Raw genomic sequence first — 22,869 nt, forward strand, 5'->3', positions numbered from 1 at the left:
CAGTGTGTTCGGCGTGTTACTCAGGAATACGCAACGTCTGCCCTGGGTAAATCTTGTTCGGATCTTTAAGCAGCGGCTTGTTGGCCTCAAAGATTTTGTTGTACTTGTTGGCGTCGCCATACACCGTTTTAGAGATCGCGCTCAATGTGTCGCCGCTCTTCACCACGACAAAGCGCGAGGCCACAACCACTGGGCCGGAAACGGTAATCTGGTCATCCACGGTCTTAATACCGGCAATATTACCCGCCGCCAGAAGGATTTTTTCTTTCTCTTCCTGGCTCGCCACTTCACCGGTGATCGTCACCTTGTCACCGTCTACGGTGGCGTGAATATTCGGGTTACCCAGACCTACTGCTTCGATATGCTTTTTCAATTCGTCGCCAGCATTCGCGTTGCCCGGCGTCAACAGGTCGATCAGCTTTTCGCCTGCTTCCTTCACAAAACTTAAAAGACTCATGTTGCGCTCTCCTTGGGATTTAAATTCCAGACACCCAAGACTAGACCAGCCTGACGACACTGGGTTCCAGCCCGACCAAACACCCAAACGCGCTAGAATCCCACAGCCATTGGAATTAGCCCGGAGCGAAGATGGACATCAAGCAGCTGAAATTCCTCATCGCCCTCGACGAGACCCGCCATTTCGGCCAGGCGGCGGCGCGCTGCCATATCACCCAGCCGACCCTGTCGATGCGCCTGCGCAACCTCGAAGAAGAACTCGACCTGCCGCTGGTCAACCGTGGCCAGCGTTTTGAGGGGTTTACCGCGCCGGGCGAGCGGGTGTTGGCGTGGGCGCGCACCGTGCTGGCGGCCTATGACGGCCTGCTGGCCGAAGCGGCTGCCTGTCGCGGCAATTTGGTCGGCACGTTGCGCCTGGGCGTGGTGCCGCTGTCGAGCTTTGACCCTTTGGCCTTGATGCAGCAACTGCATAAAGAGCACCCGAGCCTGCGCTTTGAGCTGTCGGCATTAAGCTCCGAGCAAATTCTGGAACAACTCGCGAGCAACCGCCTGGACCTCGGCGTGTCCTACCTGGAACGCCTCGACACCGAACGCTTCGAATCGCTGGCCTTGGGCGAAACCCGCATGGGGCTGCTCTACGACCAACGGTTTTTCAGTTTTGGCGATACGCCACTGAGCTGGGAAGCGCTGATCGAACTGCCGTTGGGCATGCTCACCAGCGGCATGCACTTTCGCCAATCGATCGACCATAACTTTCACAGCCGTGGGCTCAACCCGCAGCCATTGTTACAAACCGATGCGGTGCATCAATTATTGCAAGCCGTGCATGGCGGGCTGTGTTGCGCGGTGATGCCGCTGGAAGGTCGGCTTGACGCACTCACCGAGCACCTGCGCCTGCAACCCATTGCGGACGCTCACACAGTGGCGCGCCTGGGGTTGATCATGCGCCGCGGCGCACCGCGCTCGGCACTCGCCGAAGCGTGTTTTGCGCTGTTTCAAGCATCGCAGCAAGAGCCTTGATCGACGCCATCTATCGATAGATCAGTACTGATGATTAGACGCGACGCTTTGTCGCGCCTAGTCTGAACATTGATCAATCCGCCGGTAGTATTGCCCCATGAACGCCAAGCGTCCAGCCTGCGCGGCGCCCGCCCTCGAAACGCCCGCGCCGGCCGCCAGCCAGAGCTACCAGTTTTGCAACCTCGAACATACTGAAGTCGCCAGCACTGCGTTGGCCGAAGAAGTGGCGTTGGCGATTGCCTATAACGACATCAGCCAGGCCGTGATGCTGGTGACGCCGACCGACCTTGAAGACTTCATTGTCGGTTTTAGCATCGGTAGCGGCATTATCGCCGACGTTAGTGACATTTATGACCTTAAACTGAGCGGTTCGGGCTCTACTCAATACGCTCAGGTGCAGATTTCCAGCCGCGCCTTCTGGAACCTCAAGCAACAGCGCCGCCAGTTGGCAGGCACCAGTGGCTGCGGTTTGTGCGGCGTAGAAGCGGTTGAACAAGCCTTACCCGACCTTAAAGTTTTGCCCGGCGCGCCCTTGCCGCCTGCCGAATGGCTTGATGGCCTGCGCCAACGCATCAGCGCTTTTCAGCCCCTGGGCCAGTACAGCGGCGCGGTGCATGCGGCGGTATTTATGAACAACCAGGGCGAATTGTTGATGGGCCGCGAAGACATCGGCCGGCATAACGCCCTGGATAAATTGATCGGCGCGCTGATCCGCCAAAACATTCCGACCGACGGCGGGCTGGCGATTGTCACCAGCCGCTGCAGCCTCGAATTGATTCAAAAAGTTCTGCGCGCGGGCATCCAGACCCTGGTTAGCCTGTCGTCGCCCACCGGCCTGGCCCTGCAATGGGCGCGTCGGCACAACCTCAATCTCATCCACCTGCCGCAGAAAAGTGCGCCGCGGGTTTACAGCCCTGCGATGGAGAAACAGCCGTGAGCAATCATCATCAAGCCGACCAAACCCCGACCCCGCGCTACAAGCCCTATAAAGGCCCAGCCGGCGGATGGGGTGCACTGATCAGCGTGGCCCAAGCCTGGCTGACCAGCGACAACGCGCTGAAAAACCTGCGCATGATGCTCAAGACCAACCAGAACGGCGGCTTCGACTGCCCGGGCTGCGCCTGGGGCGACTCGCCGGAAAGCGGCATGGTCAAGTTCTGCGAAAACGGCGCCAAGGCGGTCAACTGGGAAGCCACCAAGCGCCGCGTGGACGCTGCTTTCTTCGCCAAACACAGCGTCACCGCGCTGCTGGCGCAGAGCGACTACTGGCTGGAATACCAAGGCCGCCTGACCGAGCCGATGCGCTATGACGCACAGACCGACCACTACGTGCCGGTCAGTTGGGAAGCGGCGTTCGACCTGGTGGGCAAGCACCTCAATGCACTGCCGAGCCCGGACATGGCCGAGTTCTACACCTCGGGCAGGGCCAGCAACGAAGCAGCGTACTTGTATCAGTTGTTTGTGCGCGCGTATGGCACCAACAATTTCCCGGACTGCTCGAACATGTGCCACGAGGCCAGCGGCGTGGCCCTGGCGCAGAGTGTGGGCGTGGGCAAAGGCACCGTGACCTTTGATGACTTCGAACATGCCGATGCAATTTTCGTGTGGGGCCAGAACCCCGGCACCAACCACCCACGCATGCTGGAGCCGCTGCGCGAAGCGGTAAAACGTGGCGCTCAAGTGGTGTGCATCAACCCGCTGAAAGAGCGTGGCCTGGAGCGCTTCCAACACCCGCAACACCCGCTGGAAATGCTCACCAACGGCGACAAGCCGACCAACACCGCCTACTTCCGCCCGGCGCTCGGTGGCGACATGGCCATCTTGCGCGGCATGGCCAAGTTCCTGCTGCTGTGGGAACGCCAGGCTCAGGCCGAAGGCAAAGAAGCCGTGTTCGACCACGACTTCCTCAACGAACACACGACCAACGTGCTGGATTACCTCGGGCAGATCGACGACACCTCGTGGGATGAAATCGTCGCGCAGTCCGGCCTGAGCCTGATCGAGATCGAACAGATCGCGCGCATGTACGCCAAGGGCAAGAACGTGATCATGTGCTGGGCGATGGGCATCACCCAGCACCGCCACTCGGTGCCGACCATCCAGGAAATCGCCAACCTGATGCTGCTGCGCGGCAATATCGGCCGCCCCGGCGCCGGCCTGTGCCCGGTGCGTGGCCACAGCAACGTGCAGGGCGACCGCACCATGGGCATCAACGAGCGCCCTCCGGCGGCGTTCCTCGATTCCCTTGAGCGCCGCTTTCAGTTCCAGGTGCCGCGTGACAACGGCCACAACGTGGTCGAAGCGATCCACGCCATGCTCGCAGGCCGCTCCAAGGTGTTTATCGGCCTGGGCGGCAACTTCGCCCAAGCCACACCAGACAGCCCGCGCACCTTCGAAGCGCTGCGCAACTGCGACCTGACCGTGCAGATCAGCACCAAGCTCAACCGCAGCCACCTGATGCACGGTAAAGACGCGCTGATTCTGCCGTGCCTGGGCCGTACCGACATCGACATTCAGGCCGACGGCCCGCAAGCGGTGACGGTGGAAGACTCGTTCAGCATGGTTCACGGCTCCAACGGCCAACTGCAACCGCTGTCGAAGCTGATGAAATCCGAACCTGCGATCGTCGCCGGCATTGCCGCTGCGACCCTGGGCAGCAAACCGGTTGACTGGAACTGGCTGGTGGGCGACTACGGGCGCATCCGCGACCTGATCGCCGACACCATCCCGGGCTTCAAAGACTTCAACGAGAAGATCAAACACCCGGGCGGCTTCTACTTGGGCAACTCCGCCGGTTCGCGCCGCTGGAACACCCCTTCGGGCCGCGCCAACTTCCGCCCGAACGTCCTGCCCAGAGACCTGATTCACGAACGCACCCACGCCACAGGCCGTGTGCCGGACCTGATCATGCAATCGATGCGCTCCCACGATCAGTACAACACCACCATTTATGGCCTGGACGACCGCTACCGTGGCGTGAAAGGTCAGCGTGACGTGTTGTTCGTCAACGAAGCCGACATCATCCGCCTGGGCTTCAAGCCGGGGCAGAAGGCCGACATCGTGTCGCTGTGGGAAGACGGCCGTGAGCGCCGCGTGAAGGGCTTCACCTTGCTCGCGTTTGATATTCCGGCAGGGCAGGCAGCTGCTTATTACCCGGAAGTGAACCCGCTGGTGCCGCTGGAAAGCACCGGGGAAGGCAGCCATACACCGACGTCGAAGTTCGTGGCGATTCGTTTGGAAGCGGCGAGCGACAGTGGCTTGATCATGGCGCGCTCTGCCTGACGGCTGCGCTGCTGGCTTGTTGCAGAGAGCCCACTTTTTGTGAAGAGTGGGCTTGCTGTGAAGAGTGGGCCAGTTGTGAAGAGTGGGCTTGTTGTGGCGAGCGGGCTTGCTCGCGCTGGGCTGCGAAGCGGCCCCAATAAAGTCACAGCGTACTTTCAGTCAGACCTCAGTGCCTGGACAAGGGGGCGCTTCGCGGCCCAGCGCGAGCAAGCCCGCTCGCCACAGAAGCCGATCGCCACAACAAATTCCGGGCACAAAAAAGGCCGCTTTTGCTTAAAAGCGGCCGTTTCGAAGTCACTACTGACAGAAGCTACAGACCCGCAAAAATCACTTAAGTTCCTTATACAAAACAGTAACTTATAGAATTGTATACAACTCACACCACTGGTCGGATTTCGATTGTCAGCGTCTCGATACAACCTCAGGATCGCGCCGTCATCCTCTTGAGGTCTGTCTATGAAGTTCTCCTCGATTCTCTTGTTGTCCTTTAGCCTGGTCAGTGGCGCAGCCATGGCCGGTGGCACCACCGAAGCCGGTGTGGGCGGCGCATTGGGCGGGGTACTGGGTTCGGTTGTTGGCCAGCAGCTCGGCGGCAACACCGGTTCGGCCATCGGCGCAGCCGTCGGCGGCGCGGGCGGCAGTGCGGTCGGCGCAGACAAGCGCAGCCGTGGTGAAGCAGCCATTGGCGGTGCCTTGGGCGCAGCCGGCGGCAACGTCGTAGGCCGCAGCATGGGCGGCACCACCGGCAGCCTGATCGGCGCAGCCGCTGGCGGTGGCGCAGGTGGTGCGGTCGGCAACTACATGGGCAACAAGAGCGATGACGAAGACCGTCGTGACCGTGGGCGAGATAACCGTCGCTATGACCGCGATGACCATCGTGGTCGCGGGCACGCCTACGGGCATCGCAAGAACAAGCATCACTACCGCGATCGCTAATCTGTGAGAGGGGCTTGCTCCCGATGGCAGTGTGTCAGCCAACACCTGTTTGGCTGAGCCAGCGCAATCGTGAGCAAGCCCCCTCCCACATGTGCGCTGGCTGAGTGTTCAAGTTCAAGTTCAGGTTCAGGTTCAGGTTCACACCACCAACTGCTGCAACGCCTCGCGCAACATTCCCGGGATGGTCACCGGCTGGTTCGACGCCCTGTCCACAAATACATGCACGAAGCGCCCTGCCGCACAGGCGTCATCCTCGCCCGCCTTGAACACCGCCAGCTCATACTGCACCGAACTGTTACCCAATTTGCCGACCCGCAGGCCAATGTCTATACGATCGGGAAACGCGATCGAGGCGAAATAATCGCACGCCGAACTCACCACAAACCCCACCACTTCGCCGTCATGAATATCCAACCCGCCCTGCTCGATCAGGTAGGTATTTACCGCCGTGTCGAAAAAGCTGTAATAGGTCACGTTGTTCACATGGCCGTACACATCGTTGTCGTGCCAACGCGTGATGATCGGCTGGAAGTGACGGTAATCGGCGCGTAACGGCATTGAGTCAGGCATGTGCAGGTCTCGTAAATGTGGTTTTACAGGTCATTCAAATGGGCTGCGGCCCAGTCGCGCACCTCGGCGAAGGGGTAGTCCTCCAGCGCACCGAAACCCGCAATGCTGCGCGCTTTAAGCTTGGTAAACAACGGCACGCTGATACCGCCCAGAAAGCGCGTGAGCCGCTCCGCGCCAGGCAAATCCCCGGTGGCTTCATGATGCCTGTGGATAAAATCACCGCACAGCGCCATGAAGTTTTTATCCACAAGCGGCGGCAAACCCGGCGGCGGCGGCAAGTGCGCAACGTGACCGTGACACACCGAGCAATGCCCGCAACGCTGGGGAGCATTTTCATCACCAAAGTACTCAGCCAAACGCTGCCCAAGGCAATGCTCGGTGGCAAACAGCTCAAGCATGGCGTGGATCCGCGCCACCTCTGCCACTTCGTGCTGTTTGAAGCCTGTGTATAACTCCAGGCTTAACGCCTCTGGGTCAAAATCGGTATTCAGCACGCTGTACACCTCCGTCATCTGCTTGCTTTCAAGCTCGATCAGGCCCTGCTCCTGGAAGTAATCCAACGCCTTGACCACGCGGTTGCGCTCGGCGCCGTGCTGTTGATAAAGCGCGTCGAAATCCACCGTTGCCCAGGTTCTGGCGCGTTGACAGACCTGAATAATCGCCGCGACAAACTGCTGCCGCTCGCCGGCAAACCGCGCCAGCAAGGCGTCGGGTTCGATCAGGTACTTGAAGCGGTATTCGGCATAAAACGCGTAGCGCGGCGCGATCACGCCCTTGAGTTCCAATTGCACCAACAGCGTCTTGAGCGGCAGCTCACGGATGTTGCTGTGGTCCGACAATGACCTCAGCAAGAACTCCCACTGCCCGTCGCCCCGCGCCGCTTGCAGCTCCTCCAGCACACGGCGAATGCCGACCTGCTCCGGCGTGTCGCCGTACACGAAGTTCTCCAGCACATTCAGGCTGTCGCGGTTGGCCAATACCAGGCAGTCCGATGGCTGGCCGTCACGCCCTGCGCGACCGATTTCCTGGCTGTAGTTTTCGATGGATTTGGGCAGGTCAAAGTGCACCACATTGCGAATATCGCTCTTGTCGATGCCCATGCCAAACGCGATGGTCGCGACGATGCAATTGCAGCGCCCGCCCATAAAACGCTGCTGAATGCCCTCGCGCTTATCGTGGGGCAAACCCGCGTGATACGCCTCGGCCAGAATGCGATTGCGGGTGAGGTGCTCGGCAATCTGCTCAGCGGTTTTCTGCAAGGTGACGTAGACGATGCTCGGCTGATTGGCGCGCTCTTTCATCCACGCAACCAGCCGCGCACGCTTATCAGCACCGGCAACCGGCTCCACCAACAGGTTGAGGTTGGGCCGGTAGAAGCCGGTGGTGACCACATCGCTTGGTGCAATGGCGAACTTCGCCTGCATGTCGGCAATCACCTTGGGCGTCGCCGTAGCCGTTAACAGCAGCACTTGTGGGATATTGAACTGACGCTGGTAGTCCGGCAGCTTCAAATAGTCCGGGCGAAAGTTGTGGCCCCACTCGGAAATACAGTGCGCCTCATCCACCACCAGCAACGAGAGCTGGACGCTTTGCAGAAAATTACGAAAGCGCTCGTTCTTCAAACGCTCCACGGAAATCATCAGGATTTTCAGCTCACCTGAACGCGCACGGGCCATCACGTCATTGGCCTCGTCGCGGGTTTGCGCCGAATCGATACTGCCCGCCGAAATGCCGTGGCGTTGCAGAAAGCCCAGTTGGTCCTGCATCAGCGCCAACAAGGGCGAAACCACCAGCGTCAAATGCGGCAATAGCACCGCCGACAGCTGATAACACAAGGATTTGCCCGACCCCGTGGGGAAAATCGCGGCAGCCGAGCGACCGGCCAGCACCGCACTGACGGTTTGTTCCTGGCCCAAACGAAATTGTGAAAAACCGAAGACCTGTTGGAGGGTGTCGTGCATGAGCTGTCACTCCATTGACCGCTGAATGAGCCCAAAACATAGACCAGTGCGTTCAGCGAATCGAGAAAGGTCGCAAGGAAAAAAGAGACAGGATAATACACAGGGTAAAGGATGGCCTTGGGCCGAAGTAGGACATTTCGCACAGTATTGCAGGACAACCAACAACCCACTGTGGGAGTGGGCTTGCTCGCGAAAGCGGTGTGTCAGTCGACACAGGTATCAACTGAACCAGCGCCTTCGCGAGCAAGCCCGCTCCCACAGTTTTGATCTGCGCCAGGTGCTAAAATCAAGTTTTGCGACCCATGAGTACGCGGCAATGAGCGAACCAACGTTTGAGCAAAAACAGGATCATTTCCACAAGATCCGCCGCTCCAATTACCTCGCCAGCCTGCGCCTGGAAGGGTTCAATACCCAACCTGCCGACGTCGACAAACCCTTGCCAACCCGCGAAGCCGTTCTTGCCAAGTACCGCGCCCACCGGGCACATTTCACTGGCAGCAAATAATCGTTCCTCACGCTCCGCGTGGGAATGCCGCTTGGGACGCTCCGCGTCCCGCCATCCACCCACTCCTGCGTGCACCCACCATGAACCTGGCTCCCAACTTCCCCGAAGACGCCGCCATGCAGCAACTCCTGCAATTGCTGCACGAAGAAATCGGCCTGCCGGAACACAAGACTATTCGCCTCGACACCTCGATCAATTTCGACCTTGGCTGCGATGGCGCCGAAGCCACGCAATTCATGGAAGCGCTGGAACAGGATTTTGCGCTCGACCTGGGTGACTACGACGCTTATCGTTATTTTCAGCCGCCGGTGTTTGATGTGTTCCTGAAACGCCGCGCCAAGGGCCGTGGCGATAAAATCGCGCTGACCATCGGCATGCTTTACCTGGCGATCAAGCACCATAACTGGGACACGCAAACGCTGGAAAACCTTAGCTGACCCCAAGCACACCCCACGTCTAATTGTGGGAGCGGGCTTGCTCGCGAAAGCGCTAGGCCGGCCAATAATTCAGCTGGCTGACCGCCGCCATCGGGAGCAAGCCCCCTCCCACCTTCGGGTCCCTCGCCAGCTAACCTTTCGCGCATAAAAAAGCCGCCTGCAAGAGGCGGCTTTTTCACAACAACCGAACCTTACAACTTAGGCCCGGCAGCCTTGATCGCATCGCTCACTTCAAACTTCTTGAAGTTCTCTACGAACAGAGCGGCCAGCGCTTTCGCGGCTTCGTCGTACGCAGCTTTGTCAGCCCAGGTGTTACGTGGGTTCAACAGGCCGGTGTCGACGCCCGGTACGGCCAGTGGCACGTCGAGGTTGATGGTATCGAGGTGTTCGGTTTCAGCACCGACCAATGCGCCGCTCTGGATGGCTGCGATCACGCCGCGAGTGGTCGGGATGTTGAAGCGCTTGCCGACGCCGTAGCCACCGCCGGTCCAGCCGGTGTTGACCAGGTAGACCTTGGAGCCGAAGCCGCGCACGCGCTTGATCAGCAGCTCAGCGTATTCGCCGGCCGGGCGTGGGAAGAATGGCGCGCCGAAGCAAGTGGAGAAGGTCGACTTGATGCCGCTGCCCGAACCCATTTCGGTCGAGCCCACCAGTGCGGTGTAGCCGGACAGGAAGTGGTAGGCCGCTTGCTCTTCGCTGAGGATCGAGACTGGCGGCAGCACGCCGGTCAGGTCGCAGGTCAGGAAGATCACCGCGTTTGGCTCGCCGCCGAGGTTGTGCTCGGAGCGCTTGGCAACGTGTTCCAGCGGGTAGGCGGCGCGGCTGTTCTGGGTCAGGCTGACGTTGGTGTAGTCGGCGTGCTTGGCATCGTCGATCACTACGTTTTCGAGCACGGTGCCGTGCTTGATGGCTTTCCAGATAACCGGCTCGTTCTTCTCGGACAGGTCGATGCACTTGGCATAGCAACCGCCTTCGATGTTGAACACCACGCCTTCGCCCCAGCCGTGTTCGTCGTCACCGATCAGGTAACGGCTTTCGTCGGCGGACAAGGTGGTTTTGCCGGTGCCCGACAGACCGAAGAACAACGTCACGTCGCCTGCTTCGCCGATGTTGGCGGCGCAGTGCATCGGCAGTACGTCGGCGGCCGGCAGCAGGAAGTTCTGCACCGAGAACATGGCTTTTTTCATTTCACCGGCGTAACGCATGCCGGCGATCAGGACTTTTTTCTGGGCGAAGTTGAGGATCACGCAACCGTCGGAGTTGGTGCCGTCACGCTCTGGCACGCACTCGAAGTTGGCCACGTTAAGCACTTGCCACTCGTCACGACCGGCCGGGTTGTATTGGGCCGGGTTGATGAACAGGCAACGACCGAACAGGTTCTGCCAGGCAGTCTGGGTGGTCATTTTCACGGCCAGGTAGTGGTCTTCGGCGGCCCCTACATGAACGTGGGAAACGAAATGCTCTTGCGCGTTGTTGAATGCTTCTACGCGGCTCCACAGGGCATCGAACTTGTCAGCCGGAAACTTGCGGTTGATCGGGCCCCAGGCAATGGCAGCCTGGGTGGAAGGCTCTTCAACAATGAAGCGATCGACCGGCGAACGGCCGGTACGGTGACCGGTTTCTACGACCAGCGCGCCAGTATCGGCAAGCACGCCTTCACCGCGCTGCAGGGCTTCTTTGACCAGATCGTCAACACTCAGATCGGTGTATACGGCGTTATTGGCTTGCGTCATGAGGTTCCCCGTCGGCCTATGGCCGAGTGCTCCAAACGTTTTGTAGTAGAAAGTTGCGCACTACTACCGCGAAAAAAGTGGGCCGGATTATGCCAGAAAAGCCCAAAAAGAGTAGGGGCCTCCCGTCAGAACTGCGCTAATCCGGCATTTTTCAGGTGATTCACCTGTGCTTAAACGTTTTAGTGGCGGGTGTCGGAGGGGGTGTCGATGCCTGCGCCGGCAAATAATTGGGCTACATCGGCGGCGTCGAACAGGTAACGCTGGTTGCAAAACTGGCAGTCGATCTCGATATGGCCACCGTGCTCCACTACCAAATTCTGCGCATCTTCCAAACCAAGGCTGACCAAGGCATTGGCTGAACGCTCGCGTGAGCAGCTGCAACGAAAGCGCAGGCCCTGTGCGTCGAACAGGCGCACGGCCTCTTCGTGGTAGAGGCGGTGCAGGATGGTTTCGTTGTCCAGGGCCAGCAGTTCTTCAGCGGTCAGGGTGCCAGCCAGGGCGGTCAGCTTGCGCCAGCTGTCGGTGCGCTCATCGTCGTCCTTGATACGGTCAGCCGGCAATTGCTGCAACAGCAGGCCACGCGCGCGCTTGCCGTCGGCGTTAAGCCAGAACTTGGTGCCGACTTGCTGCGACATCACGAAATAATTGGTGAAGCAGTCCGACAGCGTTTCGCCGTCGAGGTCGACGATGCCCTGGTAGCGCTGGCCTTCGGTCGGGTCGACGGTAATCGCCAGCACGCCGTTGGTCATCAGGTCGCCGAGGGTGGCGTCGGCGCTGATCAGGTCGGCCTCGTAACGGGCCAGGCCACGGATCTCGCGCTCGCTGGAGCACTCGATCATCAGCATCGGAATCGGGCCATCAGAACGCGCTTGCAGAATCAGCAAACCGTCGAACTTCATGGTGCCGACCAGCAGCGCAGCCGCCGCCATCAACTCACCGAGCAGTTGCGCGACCGGTTCCGGATAGGCGTGCTTGGCGAGGACTTCGGCATAGCTGCGCTCCAGCGAGACCAGTTCGCCGCGGGCGTCGTTCTCGTCGAAGATGAAGCGTTGGGTGAAGTCGGTATCCGGTAGATCAGTCATAGGTCTCAGTATCTGAATGATGACAAATTGATGACAAGGTTTATAAAATAAAACGCTTTAGCACCAATTTGGTGCGGTTTTCTCCTGAAACAGGGAGAGCAATCGAGCGATGAGGAACAGTTTATGAACAATCCGGGTTTGTTCCAAGCCACGTGGAACCTCCGGCGATGGGCCGTTTGCAATCTGGTCGCTGTTGCACTGTTGTGTTTTTGGCTGTGGCCCACGGGCCAGATGCTCTGTGTGATATTCGACGAATGGCTGTTCCACCTGCTCAATGACCCGCTGGCGAGCCATTCAATGTGGTTACACGTGTGGGCCGTGGCCAGTTTGCGGCCGTTCGACGCGGTGGTCGGGGTCATTTTGCTGACGCTGCTGGTGCGTGGTGACTGGGTGTTCAAGGCGGTGCAGGTACGCCAGGCATTTTTCGGCTTTTTCGGCATTCTGCTGTTGTTGCTGTTTATCCGCATGCTGTTTTCCAAACTCGCCGCGCAAATGGGTTGGCAACACAGCAGCCCGTCGATGCTGATCAGCGGCGCGGTGCAAATGAGCGACTACTTTCCGGGCCTTGAGAAAACCTGGGAGTTGAAGGACAGTTCAAGCCAGAGTTTCCCGGGCGATCATGCTTCGGTGTTGTTGATCTGGGCGATGTTCATGACGGTGTTTGCCAAACGCATTGGCCAGGTGCTGGTGATCTGGGGCCTGGCACTGTTGTTCATGATGCCGCGGCTGGTAGCGGGCGCGCATTGGGGGCAGGACGATTACATCGGCGGCGTGTTGCTGGCGTTATTGGCGCTGGGCTGGGGGTATTACACGCCGTTTGCAGCGAAGGTGTCGGGGTTCCTGTTACGGCTGACCGCACCGATCTTCGGGTTACTTGGCAAGCTGCCAGCCATCGGGCGACTGAGCGTTGTACGCGCAACTGCGTAACACCACTACTGGCTCAATGTGGGAGTGGCCTTGCTCCCACATTTGATCGCCTTTTTGCTGCAAATTTGCGCAATCAATCGTCATTGCCGCTGCCGCGAAACTTGAACAAATCGCGACGCTGCTTCTTGCTCGGTTTGCCGTCGGTGGTCATGCCCGTAGCACCCGCCTTGCGCATGGCCGCTGCGTTTTCGCGCTTGGCGATGCTGGCTTCGGTCTCGGCGTACAGCGCCTGCGCTTCGGGCGCACCGCGGCGCACGACGGAAAGCGCCTGTACCACGATGGTTTTTTCATCAAACCCGTTACGAATCTGCAACTCATCACCCACGCGCGGCTCCTTGCCAGGTTTGCAGCGCTCACCGCGATGGTGCACCTTGCCGCTCTCGATGGCGGCCTTGGCCAGGGCACGGGTTTTATAAAAGCGCGCCGCCCACAACCACTTGTCCAACCGGACCTTTTCTTCCTCTTCCTGCTTTTGAGCCACTTGAATTCCTCGCTCTGAAAAATGTCGCAACTGTACCGTTGAAACCCATCAACGCATAAACCCCTGAGCTCACCTAAGATACGCCAGGTAGCACCCTGTTTTCGCGAGGATACGCTGTGACCGACTTCCCTGTTTCACTCACCTCGCCCAACCTGCGTTGCGTGGGGTGCCAGCAAAGCGAACCGCTGAGTTTCGATTTTGCGTTTGCCTATCAGCCTATCGTAAACCTTCGGGACCAATCGGTTTTTGCCCATGAGGCGTTGGTACGAGGTACGCGCGGGGAAGGCGCGCACTCCGTGCTTGAGCACGTCAACGAGAGCAATCGTTACCGCTTCGACCAGCGTTGCCGCACACAGGCGATTGCCGGGGCCGCTGCGTTGGGGATGCAAACCCATCTCTCGATCAACTTTCTACCGAATGCGGTGTACCGGCCGGAGTTGTGTATCCGCAGTACGCTGGAAGCGGCGCGTGCGCATAATTTTCCACTGAATCAGCTGATTTTCGAGACGCTGGAAAGCGAGCATGTAGATAACCATCGCCATTTGACGAATATTCTGCGTGAATACCGCGAATTCGGTTTCAAGACCGCGATCGACGATTTCGGCGCGGGCCATTCCGGGCTGAATCTGCTGGCCGATTTCCAACCTGACTTGATCAAACTCGACATGGCGCTGATTCGCGATGTCGATCAAGACCGTGTCCGTCAGGTGATCGTCCGGGGGATTGTCACAATCTGTGAGCAGTTGGGCGTTACTGTCATTGCCGAAGGCATCGAAAGTGCCGGCGAGCGCGACTTTCTGTCCGACTGCGGAATTTTTCTGATGCAGGGTTACTGGTTCGCCAGGCCTGCATTCAAAGCCTTGCCCGAGGTTTCACCTCAGGCCTGGGCGAATTAACCGGTTAACCCTATTGAAGACATTTGACCATTTGACCGTTGTGGGTCTGCGTGAGTGGGTGGCACTTCCCGACTTGGGAGTGGCTGGCCTGCGCGCGAAGATCGACACCGGTGCCAGCACCTCCAGCCTGCACGCCACCGAGATCGAGCCGTTTGAGCGCGACGGTGAAAAGTGGGTGCGCTTCACCGCGCACTTGGGCACTGTGGTGCAACTGCGTCACCGCCGCTGCGAAGCGCCGCTGGTGACGATGAAAACCATCAAGAGCTCCAATGGCCATGCGCAGGTGCGCTATGTGATCAGCACCACGCTGGCGTTGGGCGATCGGGTATGGCGGGTGGAATTCACCCTCGCTTGCCGCAAGGCCATGCGTTACCGCTTATTGCTGGGCTCCAAGGCGTTGATTGACGGCCATCTGGTGGTCAACCCCGGCGTCAAGTACGTTCAAGACAAGCCGGTGTTCCCGGTCTCTACTATTTCTGCCCCAGGTGCTGCATGAAGATTGCTGTGCTGTCGCGAAACCCGCGTCTGTATTCCACCCGCCGCCTGGTCGAGGCCGGCACCGAACGTGGCCACGAAATGGTGGTGATCGACACGTTGCGCGCCTATATGAACATTGCCAGCCACAAGCCGCAGATCCACTACCGTGGCAAGCCGCTGGAAGGCTTTGATGCGGTGATACCGCGTATCGGCGCCTCGGTGACGTTTTACGGCTGCGCGGTGTTGCGCCAGTTTGAAATGATGGGCGTGTTCCCGCTGAATGAATCCGTGGCCATCGCGCGCTCGCGCGACAAGCTGCGCTCGCTGCAACTGCTCTCACGCCGGGGCATTGGCTTGCCGGTTACCGGCTTTGCGCACTCCCCGGACGACATTCCCGACCTTATCGACATGGTCAACGGCGCGCCGCTGGTGATCAAGGTATTGGAGGGCACTCAGGGCATCGGCGTGGTGCTGTGTGAAACCGCCACCGCTGCGGAGTCGGTGATTGAGGCGTTCATGGGCCTCAAGCAGAACATCATGGTGCAGGAGTACATCAAGGAAGCCGGCGGTGCGGACATCCGCTGTTTCGTGGTGGGCGACAAGGTGATTGCGGCGATGAAACGTCAAGCCAAGCCAGGCGAGTTCCGTTCCAACCTGCACCGTGGTGGCAGCGCCAGCCTGATCAAAATCACCCCGGAAGAACGCATGACCGCACTGCGCGCAGCCAAGGTGATGGGCTTGGCGGTAGCGGGTGTGGATATCCTGCGCTCCAACCACGGCCCGCTGGTGATGGAGGTGAACTCGTCACCAGGCTTGGAAGGCATTGAGACCACCACCGGCAAGGACGTGGCGGGGATCATCATTCAGCATCTGGAAAAGAATGGTGGGCCGAACATGACCCGCACCAAAGGCAAAGGTTAATTAGCTGCAAGCTGCAAGTAAGGGCAAAAGCAGATTGCACTTCTCTTGCAGCTTGAAGCTTAAAACTTGCCGCTGCCCTTAAACTGCATCTCTGGGTAGCATCAGCCCCAGCGGCAAGCGTACACGCGCTTCCAGGCCACCCTCTTCGCGGTTGCGCAGCTCGACATTGCCGCCATGCATCGAGGCAATCCGCCGCACAATCGCCAGCCCCAGGCCCGTGCCTTTGCCACCCCGGGCACGGTCGCCACGGGTGAACGGGTTGAAAATACCTTCCAGTTCGGCCGGGTCGATGCCCGCGCCACTGTCCATCACGCTCAACACCACATAAGGCGCCGTGCTGTCGCCGGACACGTACGCGGCCACTTCCACGTCCGAACCCGCATGGTGCAGCGCGTTGCCGATCAAGTTGTTCAGCAGGCGCTTCATCGATACCCGACGCAATGCGAACGGCTGGATCGGCTCCAGGCGCATGTGCACCTGTTCACCGTTCTGGTTGTAGGGCGCCACCACCTCACGCACCAGGTCCGTCAGGTCGACTTCTTCTACCACTTCATCGCGGCCGTCGCGGATAAACGCCAGGAACTGGTCAAGAATCGCGTCCATGTCCTCGATGTCACGGACCATGTCATCCGTGAGGTCGGAATGGTTGCCCATCAGCTCAAGGGACAGCCGCAAACGCGTCAGCGGCGTGCGCAGGTCATGCGACACACCTGCCAGCATCAGCTCACGCTCGCGCCCGGCCTGTTCGACGTCCTCCGCCATCTGGTTGAACGCGCCGTACACCTCGGTCATTTCGCTGGGCGTATCGCTGACCGGCAGGCGCACGCTGCGCCCCTGCCCCAGTTGACGGGCGGCAAACACCAGGCGTTTCAGCGGCTGGTTGAGCTGACGCACAAAAATCCACGCGGACGCCGTTGAAAGCAAGCCGATGGCCAGGAACCAGCCCAACACGTTCCAGATTTTTTGCCCACGCAGCGGATGCGGGTACAGCGGCACTTTCAGCCAATCCTGACCCAGGCTTGGCGCACGCACCCACAACGCGGGGGAAACATGCATACGCAGGCGCACCTCGGTGTCGTCGCCGAGTTCGGCCTGCATCTGGCGCTGGTAAATTTCACTGTAGGGCCAATGCTGCTCGCCCTCGGGCACGCCGGAGCCGTCAACACGCACCAGGGTCGCAGCCTTGGCGATCTTTTCACGGTTCTCAGGGTCGGCTGCCCAATAGGCGCGCAGCGTCAGCGCGACGCCGTGGCTGTATTGTCGGTCCACCAGCACGTCTTCGTTCATCAACAGATAAACCAACGTCAGTGCCTTGGAGAACAGAACGACGATCAGCACCAGCCAAAGGGTGCGCGAGAAGAAACTTTGCGGGAACCACAACGGGGTTTTCATAGGAGACAGCTGGACACCTTGCAAGAACGAGCGGCGCTCGCAGAATTGCAGACGCCGGGCATCCCGTCGACCCTCATTGAGTCAAACGCCGGGATGCCCGCCCCTGCAAATCATCGGTCACTTGGTTGCAGTGCCATCCGGCACAAACACATAACCCACGCCCCACACCGTCTGGATATACCGCGGCTTGGACGGGTCCGGCTCGATCATGCGGCGCAGACGCGAGATCTGCACGTCGATGGAGCGCTCCAGTGCATCCCATTCCCGGCCACGGGCCAGGTTCATCAGCTTGTCGCGGGTCAGCGGCTGGCGAGCGTTCATCACCAACGCCTTGAGCACCGCGAATTCGCCGGTGGTCAGCATGTGCACTTCTTCGCCACGCTTGAGCTCACGGGTCGCCAGCGACAGTTCGTAGTCGCCAAAGGTAACGCTTTCGTCTTCGCTGCCTGGCGCGCCCGGTACCGGGGCTGCCTGGCGACGCAATACGGCTTTGACCCGGGCCATCAACTCGTCAGGGTTGAACGGCTTGGCCAGGTAGTCATCAGCGCCCAGTTCGAGGCCTTTGATGCGGCTCAGCTCATCGCCCTTGGCGGTGAGCATGATGATTGGAATCTGGTTATTCGCGCCGCGCAGGCGTTTGCAGGCGGTCAGGCCGTCTTCGCCAGGCAACATCAGGTCGAGCACGACCAGATTGAACACTTCGCGCCCCAACAGGCGGTCCATCTGCTCGGTGTTCGGCACCGCGCGTGCACGGTAGCCCTTGGAGTTGAAAAACCGCTCCAGCAGGCTGCTCAGCCCTGGATCGTCATCAACGATGAGAATTTTTTCGCCTTCAGCAGTTTGTGCAGTGCTGCTCATTAGATGCTCCTCTTATCTCGGCGCGCATTATGGCCTAGCTGCCGTTATACGCACCGTGTGCATTGTTAGCAGATTTTTCCTTCACCGCCAGTGACCCAGCGCCCTGTAACCTCGGGCGCAGTAGCCCCCAAGGGCAGAACGCTGGTTATAATGCGCCGCCCTTGTACGGGGTAATGTCAGACTTTACTGCTTACTGCCTCACCCGTTTTTTTTCAGCGACGGGCAGCAATTTTCCGGTTTCGAGGGTCAACAGGCAGCCTCTTGACCCAGGCGCAGGCCCAGTCGGGCCGCTCAACCCGCCTCGCAACGCCTTGTTTTCCGGGCCTGCGAGCTGCTTTCAGAATTTCAGGTGGTTTTATGGACAGCATCAACAGCCGCATCGCCGAGGAACTCGGTGTACGCCCACAACAGGTCGAAGCGGCCGTCGCGCTATTGGATGAGGGCTCCACGGTGCCATTCATCGCCCGTTACCGTAAAGAAGTGACCGGCAGCCTCGACGACATCCAGCTGCGGCACCTGGAAGAACGCCTGCGTTACCTGCGAGAACTCGACGAACGGCGCATCAGCATCCTCGCCAGCATCGAGGAACAGGGCAAGCTGGCCCCGCAATTGGAGCGCGACATCAAGCTCGCCGACACCAAGACCCGCCTTGAAGACCTGTACCTGCCGTACAAGCAAAAGCGCCGCACCAAGGGCCAGATCGCCCTGGAAGCCGGCCTGGGCGATTTGGCCGATGGCCTGTTCAACGACCCGTCGCTGAGCCCGGACACCGAAGCCGCACGGTTCATTGACGCGGAAAAAGGCGTCGCCGACGTCAAGGCTGCGCTCGAAGGCGCCAAGTACATCCTGATGGAGCGCTTCGCCGAAAACGCCAGCCTCCTCGAAAAACTGCGCACCTACCTCAAGCAAGAAGCCATTCTCAGCGCCCGCGTTATCGCCGGCAAAGAGGAAGAAGGCGCCAAGTTCCGCGATTATTTCGAGCACGACGAACCGCTCAAGAGCATGCCGTCGCACCGTGCGCTGGCCATTTTCCGCGGGCGCAACGAAGGTATTCTGAGCTCTGCGCTGAAAGTCGGCGACGAACTGCCGGGCAGCATGCACCCGTGCGAAGGCATGATCGGTCAACAATTCGGCATCCAGAATCAGAATCGCCCGGCGGACAAGTGGCTCGGTGAAGTGGTGCGCTGGACCTGGAAGGTCAAGCTCTATACCCACCTCGAAACCGACCTGCTCGGCGAGCTGCGTGACGGCGCCGAAACCGAGGCGATCAACGTGTTCGCCCACAACCTGCACGACTTGCTGCTGGCCGCTCCGGCCGGCCCGCGCGCAACGCTGGGCCTCGACCCGGGCCTGCGCACCGGTTGCAAGGTTGCGGTGGTCGACGCCACCGGCAAGCTGCTCGACCACGCCACCGTGTACCCACACGTGCCGCACAACAAGTGGGATCAGACCCTGGCCATTCTGGCCGCCTTGTGCGCCAAGCACGCGGTGGACCTGATCGCTATCGGCAACGGCACCGCCAGCCGTGAAACCGATAAACTGGCTGCCGAGCTGATCAAAAAATACCCGGCCATGAAAATGACCAAAGTCATGGTGTCCGAGGCGGGCGCTTCGGTGTACTCGGCGTCGGAACTGGCCTCCAAGGAATTCCCGGACCTCGACGTGTCGATCCGTGGCGCGGTGTCCATCGCGCGCCGCCTGCAAGACCCGCTGGCCGAACTGGTGAAGATCGACCCGAAATCCATCGGTGTCGGCCAGTACCAGCACGACGTGTCGCAGCTGAAACTGGCGCGCGGCCTGGATGCCGTGGTGGAAGACTGCGTGAACGCCGTGGGCGTCGACGTAAACACCGCTTCGGTGGCGTTGCTGGCGCGAATTTCCGGGCTAAACGCCACGCTGGCGCAGAACATCGTGACCCACCGTGACGAAAATGGCGCGTTCAAAACCCGCGCGGCGCTGAAAAAAGTCGCCCGCCTGGGTGAAAAAACCTTCGAACAGGCCGCAGGTTTCCTGCGTGTGATGAACGGCGATAACCCGCTGGACGCTTCCGCCGTTCACCCGGAAGCCTACCCGCTGGTGCAGCGTATTGCCGCCGAAACCGACCGCGACATTCGCTCGCTGATCGGCGACGCCGCGTTCCTCAAACGCCTGGACCCGAAAAAGTACACCGACGAAACCTTCGGTGTGCCGACCATCACCGACATCCTGCAAGAGCTGGAAAAACCCGGCCGCGACCCGCGCCCCGGGTTCAAGACCGCCGAGTTTCAGGATGGCGTCGAAGACCTCAAGGACTTGCAACTGGGCATGATTCTCGAAGGCGTGGTCACCAACGTGACCAACTTCGGCGCGTTTGTGGACATCGGCGTGCATCAGGACGGTTTGGTGCATATTTCTGCGCTGTCCGAGAAGTTCATCAAGGACCCGCGCGAAGCGGTGAAAGCCGGTGACGTGGTACGGGTCAAGGTCATGGAAGTCGATATTCCGCGCAAACGTGTAGGCCTGTCGATGCGCATGAGCGACACTCCCGGCGAGAAAATCGACGGCGCGCGGGGTGCACGCCCAGGCTCGGCACCGCGCCAGTCGCAGAGCCGCTCTGAAAGCAGCGCACCGCGCAAGGAAACCGCCACCGCAGCGCCGAGCAACAATGCGATGGCGTCGCTGTTCGCGAATGCCAAACAGTTGAAGAAGCGCTGATGGAAATTCCCGCCGGTTTGACCCAGAGCGCGTTCAGCGAGCTGATCGGCTGCCGCCTGCAGCGCCTTGAAGAAGGCGTTGCCGAAGTGGCCCTGAGCCTGGAGCCGCAACTGCGCAACCGCGCGGGCAAGCTGCATGGCGGGGCGATTTTCAGCCTGGTGGACATTACGATGGGGCTGGCGTGTTCCAGCACCCATGGTTTTGACCAGCAGAGCGCGACCATCGAGTGCAAAATCAACTATATCCGCGCCGTCTCGCAGGGCGACGTGGTGTGCACCAGCCGGGTGATTCACGCCGGCAGGCGCACGCTGGTGGTGGAAGCGGATGTGGTCCAGGACCAAAAACTGGTCGCAAAAGCACAAGGCACCTTCGCTGTTCTGTAGATCCCCACCCTCGATTTGAGTTAATTTCGGCGCTGCGACAACAGCGTCGGAATTTTCTTGCCGCGCCATAGCCAAACTCATGGAGTGAAGAAGGCTTTTTCAGAGCGGGTCAAATCGACTCAAAACCAGGCGATCACGCCAGTTTTAACTTCACCCTTGTAGACCGTCCTGCCCACCCCCATATTGGGGCGACTGACGCGTGAAGGAATCCAACTTGAGCGAACTTCTCAACCGCCGCCTGGCCCTGCTCGGCAAGCGCGAACACCTCTCTTTGCTAGAGCAATGCTTGCACGGCATCGAGCGCGAATGCCTGCGCGTCACCGGTGACGGTCGTCTGGCACAAACGCCGCACCCGGAAGCTTTGGGCGCTGCGCTGACCCACGAACAGATCACCACCGACTACTCGGAATCGCTGCTGGAGTTCATCACTCCCGCCCTGCCCAACCCGGCCGATACCCTGAGCAGCCTGGACAAGATTCACCGTTTTGCCTACACCAAGCTTGGCAGCGAATACCTGTGGAGCCCGTCGATGCCGTGCCCGTTGCCGGCCGAGGAAGATATTCCGATTGCCTACTACGGCACCTCCAATATCGGCCAGCTCAAGTACGTGTACCGCAAGGGCCTGGCCCTGCGTTACGGCAAGACCATGCAGTGCATCGCCGGTATTCACTACAACTTTTCGCTGCCGGAAAAGCTCTGGCCGTTGCTCAAGGAGACTGAAGGTTTTGTCGGCACTGACCGCGACTATCAGTCCACGGCCTATATCGCGCTGATCCGTAACTTCCGCCGCTACAGCTGGCTGCTGATGTACCTGTTTGGTGCCTCGCCAGCGCTGGACGCGGGTTTCTTGCGCGGTCGCTCGCACCAGTTGGAAATGCTCGACGCCGACACGCTGTACCTGCCGTACGCGACCAGCCTGCGCATGAGCGACTTGGGTTACCAAAGCAACGCCCAGGCTGGCCTCACGCCGTGCTACAACGATTTGAGCAGCTACACCGACAGCCTGCGCGAAGCGGTGGCAACGCCTTACGCGCCGTACGTCGAAGTGGGCACGCACAAGGACGGTGAGTGGGTACAGCTCAACACCAACATCCTGCAGATCGAAAACGAGTACTACTCCAACATCCGCCCCAAGCGTGTGACCTACACCGGCGAGCGGCCGATTCAGGCGCTGGTCGCGCGTGGCATCCAATACATCGAAGTGCGCTGCCTGGACATCAACCCGTTCTTGCCGATGGGTATCGACCTGCCGGAATCACGCTTCCTCGACGCGTTCCTGCTGTATTGCGCGCTGAACGACAGCCCGCTGTTCGCCAACAGCGACTGCGGCAACGCCACCTCCAACTTCCTCAGTGTGGTCAAGGAAGGCCGTCGCCCCGGCCTGCAATTGCAGCGTGAGGGCCAAGCCGTGGGCATGACCGAGTGGGCCACCGAGTTGCTCGAGCAGATTGCGCCGTTGGCCGCTTTGCTCGATGAGAGCCATGGCATGCAGGAACACAGCCAGGCGCTGGACGCCCAGTTGGCGAAGGTCAAGGACCCGTCCCTGACGCCATCGGCCCAAGTACTGGCGGCTATGGCCGAGCGCAAAGAGAGTTTTGCGCAGTTCTCGCTGCACCAGAGTGAGGTGCATGCCGAGTACTTCCGCAAGGAGCCGTTGCCGGCTGAAGAGCAGGCGCATTTTGAGCAACTGGCGCGCACGTCGCTGGCGCAACAGGCAGAGCTGGAGCAGAACGAAGTGGGCGACTTTGACGTGTTTGTCGGGTCGTACCAGGCCAGTATCCTGGCGATCAGTAACTGATACCGGGCTTGATGCCCTCCGGGAACTGAGGTTTATGTGGGAGGGGGCTTGCTCTCGATA

Annotated in this window: 21 protein-coding genes; 13 read left to right on the plus strand and 8 right to left on the minus strand. The window is 60.0% G+C overall.

What is annotated here, in order from left to right:
• Positions 1-16: 16 nt before the first annotated feature.
• Entirely contained in the window at positions 17-457 is a 441-nt protein-coding gene (lysM, locus tag AO240_RS28035; RefSeq protein WP_058413099.1) for a peptidoglycan-binding protein LysM, read from the minus strand.
• Between the two features lie 131 nt (positions 458-588).
• Here lysM and AO240_RS28040 point away from each other — a divergent pair, with 131 nt between their 5' ends.
• The 4 genes from AO240_RS28040 (at position 589) to AO240_RS28055 (ending at position 5,694) form a co-directional block, all read left to right on the plus strand.
• Positions 589-1,476, plus strand: a complete 888-nt coding sequence (locus tag AO240_RS28040; RefSeq protein WP_099241035.1) for a LysR family transcriptional regulator — start codon at positions 589-591, stop codon at positions 1,474-1,476.
• A 97-nt stretch (positions 1,477-1,573) separates the two neighbouring features.
• Positions 1,574-2,413, plus strand: coding sequence for a formate dehydrogenase accessory sulfurtransferase FdhD (gene fdhD / locus AO240_RS28045; RefSeq protein ID WP_099241037.1), 840 nt, complete (start codon positions 1,574-1,576; stop codon positions 2,411-2,413).
• Positions 2,410-4,758 (plus strand): FdhF/YdeP family oxidoreductase, encoded by a 2,349-nt coding sequence (locus tag AO240_RS28050; RefSeq protein ID WP_099241039.1) that lies wholly within the window; start codon positions 2,410-2,412, stop codon positions 4,756-4,758. The genes fdhD and AO240_RS28050 overlap by 4 nt, the downstream gene beginning before the upstream one ends.
• A 456-nt stretch (positions 4,759-5,214) precedes the next feature.
• A complete protein-coding gene (locus AO240_RS28055) occupies positions 5,215-5,694 on the plus strand; it encodes a YMGG-like glycine zipper-containing protein (RefSeq protein ID WP_099241041.1) in 480 nt (159 codons plus the stop codon).
• A gap of 138 nt (positions 5,695-5,832) precedes the next feature.
• On the opposite strand, the gene AO240_RS28060 is transcribed toward AO240_RS28055, so the two are convergent.
• Together AO240_RS28060 and AO240_RS28065 are read right to left on the minus strand one after the other, a co-directional pair.
• Positions 5,833-6,264, minus strand: coding sequence for a thioesterase family protein (locus AO240_RS28060; RefSeq protein WP_099241043.1), 432 nt, complete (start codon positions 6,262-6,264; stop codon positions 5,833-5,835).
• Between the two features lie 23 nt (positions 6,265-6,287).
• Positions 6,288-8,225 carry an ATP-dependent DNA helicase RecQ gene (locus tag AO240_RS28065; protein ID WP_099241045.1) on the minus strand — a complete coding sequence of 646 codons (1,938 nt, stop codon included), beginning with the start codon at positions 8,223-8,225 and terminating at the stop codon, positions 6,288-6,290.
• 316 nt (positions 8,226-8,541) lie between these two features.
• Here AO240_RS28065 and AO240_RS28075 point away from each other — a divergent pair, with 316 nt between their 5' ends.
• Together AO240_RS28075 and AO240_RS28080 are read left to right on the plus strand one after the other, a co-directional pair.
• Positions 8,542-8,730 (plus strand): YhfG family protein, encoded by a 189-nt coding sequence (locus AO240_RS28075; RefSeq protein WP_099241047.1) that lies wholly within the window; start codon positions 8,542-8,544, stop codon positions 8,728-8,730.
• Positions 8,731-8,810: 80 nt separating this feature from the next.
• A complete protein-coding gene (locus AO240_RS28080; protein WP_099241049.1) occupies positions 8,811-9,167 on the plus strand; it encodes a DUF1493 family protein in 357 nt (118 codons plus the stop codon).
• A gap of 191 nt (positions 9,168-9,358) precedes the next feature.
• On the opposite strand, the gene AO240_RS28085 is transcribed toward AO240_RS28080, so the two are convergent.
• Positions 9,359-10,900: a phosphoenolpyruvate carboxykinase gene (locus tag AO240_RS28085; RefSeq protein WP_099241051.1), complete on the minus strand. Its 1,542-nt coding sequence runs from the start codon at positions 10,898-10,900 to the stop codon at positions 9,359-9,361.
• Positions 10,901-11,079: 179 nt separating this feature from the next.
• Entirely contained in the window at positions 11,080-11,982 is a 903-nt protein-coding gene (gene hslO, locus AO240_RS28090; protein WP_099241053.1) for an Hsp33 family molecular chaperone HslO, read from the minus strand.
• A 123-nt stretch (positions 11,983-12,105) separates the two neighbouring features.
• Here hslO and AO240_RS28095 point away from each other — a divergent pair, with 123 nt between their 5' ends.
• On the plus strand, positions 12,106-12,909 hold the full coding sequence (locus AO240_RS28095) for a phosphatase PAP2 family protein (protein WP_099241055.1): 804 nt from the start codon (positions 12,106-12,108) through the stop codon (positions 12,907-12,909).
• Positions 12,910-12,982: 73 nt separating this feature from the next.
• Here AO240_RS28095 and AO240_RS28100 read toward each other — a convergent pair whose 3' ends face one another.
• On the minus strand, positions 12,983-13,390 hold the full coding sequence (locus tag AO240_RS28100) for an RNA-binding S4 domain-containing protein (RefSeq protein WP_099241057.1): 408 nt from the start codon (positions 13,388-13,390) through the stop codon (positions 12,983-12,985).
• A gap of 116 nt (positions 13,391-13,506) precedes the next feature.
• Between AO240_RS28100 and AO240_RS28105 the strand changes: the two genes are divergently transcribed.
• Genes AO240_RS28105 through rimK form a run of 3 tightly spaced genes read left to right on the plus strand, consistent with a single transcriptional unit; the run spans position 13,507 to position 15,684 of the window.
• Positions 13,507-14,286, plus strand: coding sequence for an EAL domain-containing protein (locus tag AO240_RS28105; RefSeq protein WP_099241059.1), 780 nt, complete (start codon positions 13,507-13,509; stop codon positions 14,284-14,286).
• A 46-nt stretch (positions 14,287-14,332) separates the two neighbouring features.
• Positions 14,333-14,782 carry an ATP-dependent zinc protease gene (locus AO240_RS28110; protein ID WP_172979539.1) on the plus strand — a complete coding sequence of 150 codons (450 nt, stop codon included), beginning with the start codon at positions 14,333-14,335 and terminating at the stop codon, positions 14,780-14,782.
• Positions 14,779-15,684 carry a 30S ribosomal protein S6--L-glutamate ligase gene (gene rimK / locus AO240_RS28115; protein ID WP_025855543.1) on the plus strand — a complete coding sequence of 302 codons (906 nt, stop codon included), beginning with the start codon at positions 14,779-14,781 and terminating at the stop codon, positions 15,682-15,684. Before AO240_RS28110 ends, rimK begins: the two co-directional genes overlap by 4 nt.
• Positions 15,685-15,762: 78 nt before the next feature.
• Here rimK and AO240_RS28120 read toward each other — a convergent pair whose 3' ends face one another.
• Positions 15,763-17,076 carry an ATP-binding protein gene (locus tag AO240_RS28120; protein WP_099241061.1) on the minus strand — a complete coding sequence of 438 codons (1,314 nt, stop codon included), beginning with the start codon at positions 17,074-17,076 and terminating at the stop codon, positions 15,763-15,765.
• 117 nt (positions 17,077-17,193) lie between these two features.
• Positions 17,194-17,934, minus strand: a complete 741-nt coding sequence (gene ompR, locus AO240_RS28125; protein ID WP_053255745.1) for a two-component system response regulator OmpR — start codon at positions 17,932-17,934, stop codon at positions 17,194-17,196.
• Positions 17,935-18,291: 357 nt separating this feature from the next.
• Here ompR and AO240_RS28130 point away from each other — a divergent pair, with 357 nt between their 5' ends.
• The 3 genes from AO240_RS28130 (at position 18,292) to gshA (ending at position 22,809) form a co-directional block, all read left to right on the plus strand.
• Positions 18,292-20,628: a Tex family protein gene (locus AO240_RS28130; protein WP_099241063.1), complete on the plus strand. Its 2,337-nt coding sequence runs from the start codon at positions 18,292-18,294 to the stop codon at positions 20,626-20,628.
• Positions 20,628-21,011 carry a PaaI family thioesterase gene (locus AO240_RS28135; protein ID WP_099241065.1) on the plus strand — a complete coding sequence of 128 codons (384 nt, stop codon included), beginning with the start codon at positions 20,628-20,630 and terminating at the stop codon, positions 21,009-21,011. The genes AO240_RS28130 and AO240_RS28135 overlap by 1 nt, the downstream gene beginning before the upstream one ends.
• A 214-nt stretch (positions 21,012-21,225) precedes the next feature.
• Positions 21,226-22,809 (plus strand): glutamate--cysteine ligase, encoded by a 1,584-nt coding sequence (gene gshA, locus AO240_RS28140; protein ID WP_058413081.1) that lies wholly within the window; start codon positions 21,226-21,228, stop codon positions 22,807-22,809.
• Positions 22,810-22,869 lie beyond the last annotated feature (60 nt).

Source organism: Pseudomonas sp. ICMP 460 (assembly GCF_002723595.1).
GTDB classification, from domain to species: Bacteria; Pseudomonadota; Gammaproteobacteria; order Pseudomonadales; family Pseudomonadaceae; genus Aquipseudomonas; species Aquipseudomonas kitaguniensis.